The sequence below is a fragment of the Acinetobacter sp. CIP 102637 genome (assembly GCF_000368425.1).
Classification (GTDB): Bacteria; Pseudomonadota; Gammaproteobacteria; order Pseudomonadales; family Moraxellaceae; genus Acinetobacter; species Acinetobacter parvus.
Genome location: NZ_KB849435.1, coordinates 1887177 through 1899896, shown reverse-complemented (window position 1 = coordinate 1899896; position 12720 = coordinate 1887177). Strand labels below are relative to the sequence as shown.

The following is a 12720-nucleotide window of genomic DNA, read 5'->3' as shown; positions in this document are numbered from 1 at the left end:
TAGCTAACCTAGCCAAGTTGCATCATATTGATTAATTCTTCCGCTGCTTTTGATTGGATTCGTGCAGGATGCCACACCATACCCAGTTGACGTTGCATATCGAGATTGAGATCAAGTTGTTTTAAATCCTGATTGAGTAAGGTCTTGGGTAGAACTGACCAACCCAAACCAATTGAGACCAACATCCGTATGGATTCTAACGGATTGTTGCTCATGGTAATTTTCGGTTTTAGCCCTTTCTTTTCAAATTCCGCCAGCGTGATCTGGCTGGTATAGGTATGTGAGGCGGGAAGCAGGCTTGGATAGGCAATCAGGTTTTCCAGACTCAGTTCTGTTTGCTGGGCTAAAGGATGAAAAGGGGAGGTTACAAAAACCAGAGGATCATTCCAGATGGTGACATAGTTGAGACGATCATCGCCAACAGGAGGTAGGGTTAAAAATGCCAGCTCCAGTTCACCTGCCAGAACTTGCTCATGCGCCTGTTCAGAATCAACAAAATGCACATCTAAAGTCACTTGCGGAAATTGCTGTACAAAACGCTTTAGGGGTTCAGCAAGGTGGTGTAGGCCAATGTGGTGACTGGTGCCAATCTTTAAACGGCCTTGTACCTGTGATTGTTCATGGCTCAGCGTATGGTGAATTTCTCCAAGCTCATTCAGCCAGGTTCTCACTTTGGGTAAAAGGGAATGTGCTGCATGGGTCGGCTGAATCCCTCGTCCCGCAGATTCAAATAGTTTGACACCAAAATATTCTTCAAGCGTATGAATTCGTTTGGTCACCGCAGGTTGAGTAATAAATAATTGTTCTGCTGCAATCGAAATCGAACCCGTTTCCATTACTTTTAAAAATGCTTCAAATGCAGCAAGATTCATACAGACTTACTCAAATAACTTTAAAATAGGTGCTCAGATATTGAAGCGGAAAATTAGAAATAATTCCAAACTTTTTCATGGAAGAAAAAGGCAAAAGCTTGTACAGTTGGTTCAATTAAACTCAATGTTGCAGCCATAAGTAAATTGCCAGTAATCATATAGGCAACTATCATCGCAACACTAATATGCATGATGTAGTAACTCAAGGTTTTTTTTAAAGTCCGTTGATTGTTAATCACGAATTGCTGAATGTTTGCCATATCACTCACCCTTTCAAACTCTACTTGATTAAATAATAATTATTATCATTTAAAAAGTAAAAAAGAAATTTCTACTCTTGATGATCGAACTTTTAGATAGCTAAGGATTTATCTCTTTTATTGAAAAAATTGATGCACAAATGAATTATATATTCCAGAAAGTTTAATAACTAATAAAAATGATAAATTAGATTTATGTGAAAGCATTGCTATAATAAATTTAAGATTTAGTTACCCAGTCCTATGACAAGCACGTTGGAGAGCGACGACATGGCAGGCAAGACATTATATGACAAATTATGGGATGACCATTTAGTTAAGCAGCGTGATGATGGTTCAAGCTTGATTTATATTGATCGTCATTTATTACATGAAGTGACTAGCCCTCAAGCATTTGAAGGTTTACAACTTGCTGATCGTCAGCCATGGCGTTTAAGTGCCAATGTCGCAACACCTGATCATAACGTTCCGACCTCTAAAAAAGAGCGTGAGCAAGGTATTGCTGGGATTGAGGATGATACGTCTCGTATTCAGGTTCAAACTTTAGATGATAACTGTAAAACATTTAATATCGTTGAATTTGGTATCAATGATATCCGTCAGGGTATTGCGCACGTAGTTGGGCCAGAGCAGGGTTTGACATTGCCTGGCATGACGGTGGTGTGTGGTGATTCACATACTGCAACACATGGCGCATTTGGCTGTTTGGCACACGGTATTGGAACTTCTGAAGTTGAGCATGTGTTAGCAACTCAATGTTTAGTACAGAAAAAATCGAAAAACATGCTTGTTCGTGTTGATGGTGTATTAGGCAAAGGCGTGACGTCTAAAGATGTTGTTTTAGCGATTATCGGCAAAATTGGAACGGCTGGTGGTACAGGCTATGCCATTGAATTTGGTGGTCAAGTGTTCCGTGATATGTCGATCGAAGGACGTATGACCGTATGTAACATGGCAATCGAAGCGGGTGCGCGCGTAGGTATGGTCGCTGTTGATGACAAAACCATCGCTTATGTGAAAGATCGTAACTATGCGCCTAAAGGTGAGCAGTGGGATCAAGCGGTAGAATATTGGAATACCTTACACTCAGACGAAGATGCTGTATTTGATGCAGTCGTCGTATTGAATGGTGCTGAGATTGAGCCACAAGTTTCTTGGGGAACATCTCCAGAAATGGTAATCCCTGTTTCGCAAGCAGTACCGACTTTAGAACAAGCAAAAGATGATGTTCAGCGTAATGACTGGACTCGTGCTTATCAATATATGGGTTTAACTGCTGGTCAAGCATTGTCTGATATTCAATTGGATCGTGTCTTTATTGGTTCATGTACCAATTCTCGTATTGAAGATATTCGTGCTGCGGCAGATGTCGTGAAAGGGCGTAAAGTTGCATCTAGTATTAAACAGGCGATGATCGTTCCAGGTTCAGGTTTGGTGAAACAGCAGGCTGAACAAGAAGGCTTGGATCAAATTTTCTTAGACGCTGGTTTTGAATGGCGTGAGCCAGGTTGTTCAATGTGCTTAGCAATGAACGCTGATAAATTACAACCAGGTGAACATTGTGCATCTACTTCGAATCGTAATTTTGAAGGTCGTCAGGGTAACGGTGGTCGTACACATTTGGTGAGCCCAGCAATGGCTGCAGCGGCTGCAATTGCTGGTCATTTTGTTGATGTTCGGACATTTTAATTGATGAGAATATCGATGGGTTACATTGAATTTCATGTAGCGCGGGATTCAGTGTGTATGGGAGATGATGTGAATGCTCGTCATGAAGCCCTGATTTATTTAGCAAATACGAATGATAGTCAAACTTTATTCATAGAGCTATTAAGGAAATATTATATTCCGCCGATTGGTAATTGGGCTTTTAAACTCAATAATGAACTGATTGCCGTGTTTAAATATGATATTGACAATGATAGATATTCGCTAAAATCTAAGTTAATAAAAACGCAGATTCAATTACAGACAACCAATGAAATTGATTTTTACTATGACCCATGGGTTACAGATTGGTTAAATCGTTATAATGAATCTGATAGGATGTAAAGATGAAGAAATATACAGTTGAACAAGGTATTGTTGCACCTTTAGATCGTGCAAATGTTGATACCGACTTAATCATTCCAAAGCAGTTTTTAAAGTCAATTAAGCGTACAGGTTTTGGCGATAACTTATTTGATGAATTGCGTTATCTGGATGAAGGTTATTTAGGGCAGGACATTAGCAAACGTCCAATTAATCCCGATTTTGTATTAAATAAGCCTCGCTATCAGGGTTCAAGCATTCTTTTGGCACGTACCAATTTTGGTTGTGGTTCAAGCCGTGAGCATGCGCCTTGGGCATTGAATGAGTATGGTTTCCGTACCGTGATCGCGCCAAGCTTTGCCGATATTTTCTTTAACAACTGCTTTAAGAATGGCATGTTGCCTGTGATTTTATCTGAAGAGATTGTTGATCAGTTATTCAAGGAATGTGCTGAAACTGAGGGTTATCAATTGACCATCGATTTAGAAGCTCAGGAAGTGCGCACGCCAACAGGTGAAGCATTTAAATTTGAAATTGATCCATTCCGTAAGCACTGCTTATTAAATGGTTTGGATGATATTGGCTTAACTTTGCAAGTGGCAGATGATATCCGTGCCTATGAAGAAAAAGCCAAACAGGCGCGTCCCTGGGTATTTCAGGAAATAAAGGCCTAGTTTTTTGTTGACTGGAGATACCTGAATGTCTGGGGACATTTTAAAGATAGTCATAGCGCAGACATTGAACTCTTGCTAACATGCTAGCGAATAATATTTGCTTGCATGTGTGCATGTTATGAGGACTGGGTTTGAATAATGAAAAGAAGACTCGCTTACAGTATTTTGCTGTGTTTAGGTCTTGCGACAACGTTAACGGCATGTCAAAACGCGCCGACTGTTGTTGATCAGGTTCGAATTACACAGACCACATTGGAAAATAAAGTGAATAATGCAACTTTATATTGTTCAGGTGTTGAGAATTGTGAGTTTGAACGAATCAATGACATTGTTGTGATGGATGCGAAATCCCATCGTATCAGTCGGCAGGCAATGGAACATGGCATCATCCGCCTGGATGGTTCGGTTTTCAGCCGAAAACAGCAGATCTATTTAAGTATACCTGCCAAGCAATATGAGGTTGTGATTCGTTTCTATCCAATTTCACCAGACCGCGCCGAGATGTTCCATGTGATTCACGAGTTCAAGCCGCATCAGCGCTACACCTTTAAAATGTATCGGGACAGGGAAAAACGCTCAGGTAGTTTGTTGAATGTATCTGCACCTGAACCCTTATGTGTGGATTTACAGCAAGAACAGCATACCATTCGCCGCTTCTGTCGCCCATATGATGTGAGCACAGGTTTGGGTGAATTTGTTGAGAAAAAGATTTAATGACTTGCAGTTTAAAACTGCAGTAATGAAACTGGAAGAATAAATGTCTAAACATATTTTAATTTTAGCAGGCGATGGTATCGGTCCTGAGATTGTTGGTGCAGCTGAGCAAGTACTAACTAAGGTCAATCAGAAATTTAATTTAGGTTTGACATGGGAACAGGGTTTGTTGGGTGGTTCTGCGATTGATGCACATGGGGAACCTTACCCAGCTGTCACCAGTGAGCAGGCGAAAAAAGCCGATGCAATCTTGTTGGGCGCGGTTGGTGGGCCTAAATGGGATACCATTGAACGTTCAATCCGTCCAGAGCGTGGCTTGTTAAAAATCCGCAGCGAATTGAACCTGTTTGCCAACCTGCGTCCTGCAATCCTTTATCCACAATTGGCGGGCGCTTCAAGTCTGAAGCCAGAAATTGTTGCTGGTCTGGATATCCTGATTGTACGTGAGCTTACAGGTGGTATCTACTTCGGTCAGCCACGTGGTATTCGTGAACTGGAAAATGGTGAAAAGCAAGGCTATAACACTGATGTTTATTCAGAAAGTGAGATCAAGCGTATTGCCAAGGTGGCGTTTGAGCTTGCAGGTCTGCGTGGTGGCAAGGTGTGTTCAGTTGACAAGGCAAATGTCCTTGAAGTGACTGAATTGTGGAAGCAAGCCGTAACTGACTTGCAGCAGGCACAATATCCAGATATCCAGTTGTCACATATGTATGTGGACAATGCAGCGATGCAGTTAGTACGTGCACCAAAGCAGTTTGATGTGATCGTCACAGGTAATTTATTTGGTGATATCTTATCTGACGAAGCAGCAATGTTGACAGGTTCGATCGGCATGTTGCCTTCTGCATCTTTAGATGAAAATGGTAAAGGCATGTATGAGCCATGTCATGGTTCTGCACCAGATATTGCTGGTCAAAATGTTGCTAATCCATTGGCAACTATTCTTTCAGTTGCGATGATGTTACGTTATACCTTCCGTGAAGAAGCTGCAGCAAAAGCAATTGAAGATGCTGTGGGTCAAGTATTAGATCAAGGTTTGCGTACAGCAGATATTATGTCTGAAGGCATGACAAAAGTTGGTACAGATGCTATGGGTGAAGCTGTGGTTGCTGTTTTAGGCTAAGCAATATAAGACTTCCAAAAACGCAGCAATCGCTGCGTTTTTTATACTGGAATGAATTAACAGGCTTTACCTTCATAACGGATGGAACGGGCAATCTGCTGCTAGATACTGCTTGCAGACTGGCCAATGTAAGGCTGTAGATAGTCGGGGAGGCTGGTTGTTTGCTGGGGAGAACTCATACATGCGGACAGCCCAAGAGCTGAACAAAGGAATAGGGACCTTGAATTTATCATTATGACGTTCCTTTATCGTATTGATCTTTTTTTATTCAAAGCCAAAGGGCACATCTTGTCGAGTCCATTTGTGTGAACCAATCACAATATACATACCTATCTGTTTGTAAAATAATGTTCAATTGACGCAAAATATGCTTAGATATGACGCATAATTAAGCGATTGGGAAACACTTGATGCGCAAGATAATTTTAGGGTTAATGTGTGGTGCTTTCGCCACATTGAGTTATGCAGATAATTGCGACAAGGCACGTAACACTTATGATGATATTTACTGTACTAATAAAATTTATGCCAGTGCCGATGCTGACTTAAATAAGAATTATCAGAAGTTACGCCAGCAGCTCAATGAGACACAACAAAAGATTCTAAAAAAGGCACAGCTCGCATGGATACGTCATCGCGACGCAAGCTGTACAGATTCACAGCAGAACAGTGTTGATGTGCAATGCCGCCTGACCACAACACAGGAACGCAATCACTGGTTGCTGGAACGTCTACGTGAGTGCCAAACCGTAGGATGTAAAACCACACGTTTAAGTGAATAAACCCTTGTTTATGCACCTAAAAAAAGCCACATATTGATGTGGCTTTTTTGCATTCACTAATTCTTAGCGTGCACGGTAAGTGATACGACCCTTGGTTAAGTCATAAGGTGTCATTTCAACTTTTACGCTGTCGCCTGTCAAAATACGGATATAGTGTTTACGCATTTTACCAGAAATGTGAGCAATAACTTCGTGACCGTTTTCTAGACGTACACGGAACATCGTATTAGGAAGCGTTTCGGTGACAACGCCTTCGAACTCAATGAGTTCCTCTTTATTGGCCATGGCCTACCTGATGATCAAATTGGAAAGGGGCAAATTATAGTCAATTTATTTGAATTTTACAAGGTGAAGTTGCAGCAAAGCTTTGAGTAATCATTTGGAAAAAACTGTCAGACAATCGACGAATTTTTTTAACAAAAGAAGCAGAATAGTGTTGTCAGTTTGGTCAATCAACGTTAATCTAAATTTAGTGTTATTGTCATAATAAAGTATCTACAGGGAAGGGCACTGCGTGGGTCAGTTAACAGATGCATCAGTTGTATTACGCTTTGGGTATCAGGCGATTCGTAAAGCTGGATTACCAACTGAAGAGATTTTAACAAAGGCAGGTGTGGCACTCAATCAGGTTGATACAAACGCCAGAACACCATTAAGTGCACAGAATGCGTTCTGGATTGCGGCACAGGAGGTGAGCAATGACCCAGACATTGGTTTACACTTGGGTGAGCATCTGCCACTTTATCGCGGGCAGGTGATTGAGCATCTATTTATCAGTAGTGAAACCTTTGGGGAGGGTCTAAAACGTGCTCTGGCTTATCAGCGTCTGATTAGTGATGCCTTTGATGCCAAACTGGTGATTCAGGATGGACGCTGTTATTTAAGCAATGGCGAACAGTACTGGTCTGACAATCTGGTCAATCGCCATTTTTCTGAATGTGCGATGTCAGGTATTCTTCGTTTCTTTAAATTCATTACCGAAGGGCAGTTTCAGCCAATCTACATTGACTTCAACTTCAATGAAGGTGCGGATGATGATGAATATTTTCGGGTGTATGGTTGCCCTGTCAGTCTGGGTCAAAAAGAAACCCGCCTTTATTTTGATGATGCCGTGCTTGATTATCCATTATGGCAAGCTGAACCTGAATTACTGCAGCTGCATGAACAGCTTGCGATTGAGAAGTTGCAAGAACTGGCTCGATACGATTTAGTGGGTGAGGTACGCCGTGCTATTGGTTCGACACTGGAAAGTGGTGAAACCACACTGGAAACTGTTGCGGCACAACTGAATATTACCCCACGCCGTTTGCGTACCCAGTTGAGTGAAGCCAATACCAGCTTTCAGCAGATTCTTTCTGACTATCGCTGTCGTTTGGCGAAGAGGCTGCTGGCGAGCACCAATGAAAGTGTGGAGCGAATCGTTTATTTAACAGGGTTCTCCGAGCCAAGTACGTTCTACCGTGCCTTTAAGCGCTGGACCAATGAAACGCCAGTGGAATACCGTAAACGCAAACAACGCTAGATTTTTTAAAATGGCCAGGTCTTATCTTTTATTGATAGGGCTTTTTATTCAGGCAGGTTTAACCACTGTGGACCTAATGGTGGCTGTGGCAAGTCAAATTCTTCAGGGTAATAGGCCTGAATAAAGTAAAGTCCGTCAGGCGGTGCAGTAATACCAGCAGCTTTACGGTCCTGTGCAGCGAACATGGTGTCAATATGCTCAATCTCATATAGGCCCTGTCCAATCTCCAGTAAACAACCCATGATATTTCGTACCATATGGTGTAGGAAACCGTCTGCATGAATATCAAGAACTAAATAACGGCCATGTTCAAATAGACGACAATGCTTTACATGGCGTACAGGCTGGTTTGACTGGCAGGCCGCTGCACGGAATGACTCAAAATTATGCGTACCTTCAAACTTGGCCGCTGCCGCAATCATTTTCTCTGCATTTAGCGCCTGATAGACATGTGTAACCTGTTTATGTAGTAACGCGGGGCGGTGAGGGGCGTTATATACAACATAGCGATAACGTCTGGCAATTGCCTTGAAACGTGCATGAAAACTTTCATCCATGCACTTGATCCACTGAATTGAAATATCCTTTGGAAGCTGGCTGTTCGCACCCATCAGCCAACCGCGTTCAGGGCGGACTGCCTCAGTGTCAAAATGGGCAACCATATTGGTGGCGTGCACGCCTGCATCGGTACGTCCAGCACCATGTAGTAGGATAGGTGCATTGGCAATTTTGCTGAGAACTTTCTCAATGGTTTCCTGAACACTTGCAACGCCTGCCTGTTGGGTTTGCCAGCCACGGTATTGAGTACCACAAAATTCAATACCAATTGCATAACGTTGCATATTTAAACCTCAGTGCTAATGATGATGCCAATGTTCAAAGCGTTGATCATGGGTTGGGTATTTTAAATACATTTGCAATGTTTTTGTATATAAATCGGCATGACTGTGACAATCATTGATTAAAACCCTGGCAGATTGCATCCATGAGCTGACCGCATAACGCTGGTCAAGTTGGCCAAAAGTAACCTGACTGCTGACAATGCTCAGGCACTTTTGATGATATAGATCTTCAAACAAGGCCAAAATCTCATCATTGACAGCGATATTGCCTGTTCCAAAACCTTGCAGCACCAAAAACTGTGCGGGTGCAGCCAGAATGTTTTTGAGTTGTAAGATTAGTTGCTGTTGCGGTATTGGCTGTAGCATGAGGTTAAGCACACACAGTTGTGCAGCCTGTGTAATGTGATCATCTTTTACAATAAACTGATGGGTAGATGTCAGGCATTCTTTAGTAGCAGGGATTCCTGTAAAAGCATCCAGTTCGGTTGTGTGTACTTTCAATGTGGTTTGAGCATGAAAAACCTGTTGGTGGAAAGCAAGATATACACCCGCAGGGAGTTTTAGTACCTGTTCCAGTGCCAAATACAGATTTCCAAGCGCATCGGTAAATTCCCGTGTGTCATTTCCCTCAATATTCAGTAGCGGATACTGGCTTCCTGTAATGATTGCATGGCATGAATCTCCCAGAAAACGGGCAAGTGTTGCCGCAGCATAACTTAGTGTGTCTGTACCATGAATAATCACGAAATATTGGTAATTGTTGTGCTGTAATTGCTGAATCTGTTGTATCAGTTGCAGCCAGTCCACTGCTGTGCATGCACTGCTGTCCTTAATGCTAGGAGCTGCGAAACATTCAACCTGTAAATGGGGGGGGATAACCTTTTCCAGCAAAGGTAAAAAGGCTTGTTCGGGCATTGGCATAAGTGGTTCGCCAATACAGCCAAATGTACCACCCATATAAATCAAAGCGATTTTTTGCATAATCAGAATTTTTGGTATAAAAAAAGCAGTCGGTAAGACTGCTTATATTAGACGGATCAAATTCAGGAAGCTATTTTATTGAGTAACTTTTCTGAATGTTGTTGTTGTTCCGCATTTAAAAGCGTTTGGCTGTTTTTTAACAGTTCCCGTGCTGACTCATAGGCACCAAGCTCAATATATTGTTCAGCCAGCTCAAGGTTAAGCTGTGCTTCATCAAGCTGTTGCAGGTCAGGGAAAGATTGAGCCAATGGATCATTGCCAGTTTTAGGTGCTTGTGGTGCTGGTTCAATAAATGCTGTTGCAGGTTCAGTCTGGATCACTGTCTCTGTAACATCAAAGGTAAACTCAGTTTTTTCAGCCGCAGGTGGTGTCTCTAGCTTGTTCTCAAAGGGTTCAAAATTAAAATCCAGACTTGGAGCTGGAATATCCTCTGACTTGGTTTCAGCCTGATTTGAACTTACTTCCAGACTGGATAGGTCAAAGTTTAATTCAGGCTTGCTCTCTATAATTTTGCTTTCTTCAATTGCTGGAGAGGTCGTGCCTGTCTCTAAATTGAATGAGAACTCAAGGGGTTGCTGTTCTTTGGTCTCTACAGTTTCAGTTACAGGACTAGGTTCGGCACTTTCTTTCTGTTCGAAAGAGAAGTTGAAATCCAGAGGTTGAACTTCAGGAACTGGTTCAGCAGGTTTTTCCTGTTCAGCGGGTGTGCTGTATTCAGACTGTAAATCATCAAAAGACTGTTTGGCTGGGGTTTGAACCAGTGCATCAAAATCAGCGGTATTGTTCTGAACAGGGCTTGCAGCAGGTGTATGCGGTTGTTGAAAATGACTTGGGCTAAACTCAATTGAGTCAGGCTGTCTGTTTCTTTCGTATTCACGGTGTTTTGCTTCAGCGGCTCGTGCAATCTCTTCCAGTTTTAAGGCATGAACATGCTTGATCAACTGATCGGCGGCAAAATCATCCCTCTGTGCCAAATGGATATCAAGCAGGAACAGATACAGCTCATGCTGGGTATTATCCTGTTTTAAGGCCTGATTGATCTGTGCCTCAGCAGTCTGGTAGTTGCCACTTTGAATTTGCTGTTCAAGTTTCTGGCGCAGACTGTCTGGAATCGGGCTGGTGGATTGCGGGGCGGCTTCCTGTTCTTCACGTGCCAGTGTTGTACGTGAAACTTTTTTTGTAGCTGCTGTTTTAGCTGTCTTGCTAGCACCTTTTCTGGATGCCGTATTGCCTTGATTGTCACCACGTTTTTTTAAAACGACTGCAACAACCAGTACAACGACTAGCAGTACAATTATTATAGTTGACATGATCCATACCCCTTGAAGATAGAGCCGCTTTTGTGCAAATTTATGAGAATCTTCCCGTAACCTAGCGTGTTGGCTTTTTAGTTTCCTGTTGCGCTTTCAACTGTTCCTGTAGCTCTGCAAGCCGAGCATTCAGTAACTGAATTCGTTGTTCCTTACCACGTAATGCCAATTCTAACTGTGTTACGTTTCTTTGTAATGTAACGGTTTTTTCGCGTGCTGTCATAACTTTTAATGATAAATCTGCACTGGTTTTTTGTTGTTGTGTGTCTTTTTTCGCACTTCCAGTACTGGAATCTTGATTACTTTCAGCAATCAGGGTCATTTCCGCCTGTTGTAGGCGATATTTTACTTTTCCTGCTGGCACACCATGCGCTGTTTGGGTTGTCATTTGATTTGCATCTGGGTTTTGGCGGCCTGAAACTGTACCCAGATTGAAATTTAAATGAGCACCCTGTCTCAACCGATTGGCATTACCACCAACAAAAGCATGTTCATTCTGCGCCTTGATCTGGTTCATGACTTTGTACACAGGTTGCTGGGTTTGTCCTGCAATTCTCTGTGCAATGCTCCATAGTGACTCATTACGTCTAACCACATGTTGCTGTTGACTATTTTCACCTGATGTTGCAGGTGGGCTGCTTTGGGCTGGCTTCTGCCTGATTGGCTGTTCTTTATTTTTTGCCTGATATTTAGCCACGGTATCCCGCTTTTCTTCCACAGGTTTATTTTCGGTATTTTGGATGGGTTTCTCAGCAGGAACATTCTCATTGACTGGCTGGACATTTGCTGCCTGAACAACGGCCGCCTGTTGAACTTCCTGCCTAATTGTTGGAGTGGTTGGTTTTTGCTCAGTCACCGCGATTTTCGGTGTTGCTGCTTGTGTATTGCTGCCTGCCTGAATGGTGGCCGTCTGTTCTGCTTTAGCTGGAGGTACAACCGAAATGGCAGTTGCAACTGGCGCTTTGCTTTCTGGAACATTTAATGCTGGCGGAAGAGCAAAGGGTGCGTTCAGGAGTTTTTCCTGTCTTAGATTCAGTTCTTTTGAATTTGTTGCTGTATTTGCATTGTAACGGGTACTTTCTGGTAGGTTCAGTGCAATATCTTTTTCACTGACAATATATTTAGGTGCTAGCGTTTTCTCATTGCTGCTTTTAGCTGTCGCAATCTGGGTTTTTTGGCGTATTGGCTGTCTGATATGTTTTAAGTGTGCTGCGCCATTTTCCTGAATTTTAACAATAATGTTTAGCTCTGCATCGGTCATGGGTCTTGACGAGGTAATCACAATCACCCCTTCTCCGTTATTGTTGCGGCGGGTAAAAAAATTAAGGGTGGAGGGTGGCTGGTGTGTTGCACCGAGCATCATCAGGTCTTCTGGCGTTGCAAGGCTAACATCCAGTTTTGAATTGGCATCTGCCTGATGAAAGCTCATTTCCGCATAGAGTAACTCGCCAGGTGCGGACTGGATTTGCAAGGGATCAAGTGTGATTGCATAAAGATGTTGCGAAGATAATATGGTTAAAATGGCAATTTTTAATTTGTTATAAATAGTCATCTTGATCCATGAAACAGTGATGTTTTAGTCAATTCAAAAGTATACATTACCGTGATG

Annotated in this window: 14 protein-coding genes; 7 read left to right on the top strand and 7 right to left on the bottom strand. The window is 42.4% G+C overall.

Annotation, left to right across the window (positions count from 1 at the left end; genetic code table 11):
* Positions 1–8: 8 nt before the first annotated feature.
* Positions 9–872, bottom strand: a complete 864-nt coding sequence (locus F967_RS12155) for a LysR family transcriptional regulator (RefSeq protein WP_004762190.1) — start codon at positions 870–872, stop codon at positions 9–11.
* Between the two features lie 53 nt (positions 873–925).
* Complete coding sequence (locus tag F967_RS12150) at positions 926–1132, bottom strand: DUF2061 domain-containing protein (RefSeq protein ID WP_004800187.1); 207 nt, start codon at positions 1130–1132, stop codon at positions 926–928.
* 270 nt (positions 1133–1402) lie between these two features.
* Between F967_RS12150 and leuC the strand changes: the two genes are divergently transcribed.
* The 6 genes from leuC to F967_RS12120 all read left to right on the top strand — a co-directional run bounded on the left by leuC (position 1403) and on the right by F967_RS12120 (position 6456).
* Entirely contained in the window at positions 1403–2821 is a 1419-nt protein-coding gene (gene leuC / locus F967_RS12145) for a 3-isopropylmalate dehydratase large subunit (RefSeq protein WP_004800185.1), read from the top strand.
* Between the two features lie 15 nt (positions 2822–2836).
* On the top strand, positions 2837–3184 hold the full coding sequence (locus tag F967_RS12140) for a hypothetical protein (RefSeq protein ID WP_004800183.1): 348 nt from the start codon (positions 2837–2839) through the stop codon (positions 3182–3184).
* A 2-nt stretch (positions 3185–3186) separates the two neighbouring features.
* Complete coding sequence (gene leuD, locus F967_RS12135) at positions 3187–3837, top strand: 3-isopropylmalate dehydratase small subunit (RefSeq protein ID WP_004800181.1); 651 nt, start codon at positions 3187–3189, stop codon at positions 3835–3837.
* Positions 3838–3975: 138 nt separating this feature from the next.
* The gene (locus F967_RS12130; protein ID WP_004800179.1) at positions 3976–4551 is read left to right on the top strand and encodes a hypothetical protein; all 576 of its coding nucleotides are present in this window, start codon (positions 3976–3978) and stop codon (positions 4549–4551) included.
* A gap of 43 nt (positions 4552–4594) precedes the next feature.
* Positions 4595–5674 (top strand): 3-isopropylmalate dehydrogenase, encoded by a 1080-nt coding sequence (leuB, locus tag F967_RS12125; protein ID WP_004800178.1) that lies wholly within the window; start codon positions 4595–4597, stop codon positions 5672–5674.
* A 410-nt stretch (positions 5675–6084) separates the two neighbouring features.
* Positions 6085–6456 (top strand): lysozyme inhibitor LprI family protein, encoded by a 372-nt coding sequence (locus F967_RS12120; protein WP_004800177.1) that lies wholly within the window; start codon positions 6085–6087, stop codon positions 6454–6456.
* A gap of 63 nt (positions 6457–6519) precedes the next feature.
* On the opposite strand, the gene infA is transcribed toward F967_RS12120, so the two are convergent.
* Positions 6520–6741 (bottom strand): translation initiation factor IF-1, encoded by a 222-nt coding sequence (gene infA, locus F967_RS12115; protein ID WP_001284370.1) that lies wholly within the window; start codon positions 6739–6741, stop codon positions 6520–6522.
* 229 nt (positions 6742–6970) lie between these two features.
* On the opposite strand from infA, the gene F967_RS12110 reads away from it, so the two are divergent.
* Positions 6971–7978 (top strand): AraC family transcriptional regulator, encoded by a 1008-nt coding sequence (locus tag F967_RS12110; protein ID WP_004762182.1) that lies wholly within the window; start codon positions 6971–6973, stop codon positions 7976–7978.
* Positions 7979–8022: 44 nt separating this feature from the next.
* On the opposite strand, the gene truA is transcribed toward F967_RS12110, so the two are convergent.
* The 4 genes from truA to F967_RS12090 form a co-directional block, all read right to left on the bottom strand.
* Complete coding sequence (gene truA / locus F967_RS12105) at positions 8023–8820, bottom strand: tRNA pseudouridine(38-40) synthase TruA (protein ID WP_004800176.1); 798 nt, start codon at positions 8818–8820, stop codon at positions 8023–8025.
* Positions 8821–8835: 15 nt separating this feature from the next.
* Positions 8836–9801, bottom strand: a complete 966-nt coding sequence (locus F967_RS12100; RefSeq protein WP_004800175.1) for an asparaginase domain-containing protein — start codon at positions 9799–9801, stop codon at positions 8836–8838.
* Between the two features lie 62 nt (positions 9802–9863).
* On the bottom strand, positions 9864–11111 hold the full coding sequence (locus F967_RS12095; protein ID WP_004800174.1) for a hypothetical protein: 1248 nt from the start codon (positions 11109–11111) through the stop codon (positions 9864–9866).
* 61 nt (positions 11112–11172) lie between these two features.
* Complete coding sequence (locus F967_RS12090) at positions 11173–12663, bottom strand: FimV/HubP-related protein (protein ID WP_004800173.1); 1491 nt, start codon at positions 12661–12663, stop codon at positions 11173–11175.
* Positions 12664–12720: the final 57 nt, after the last annotated feature.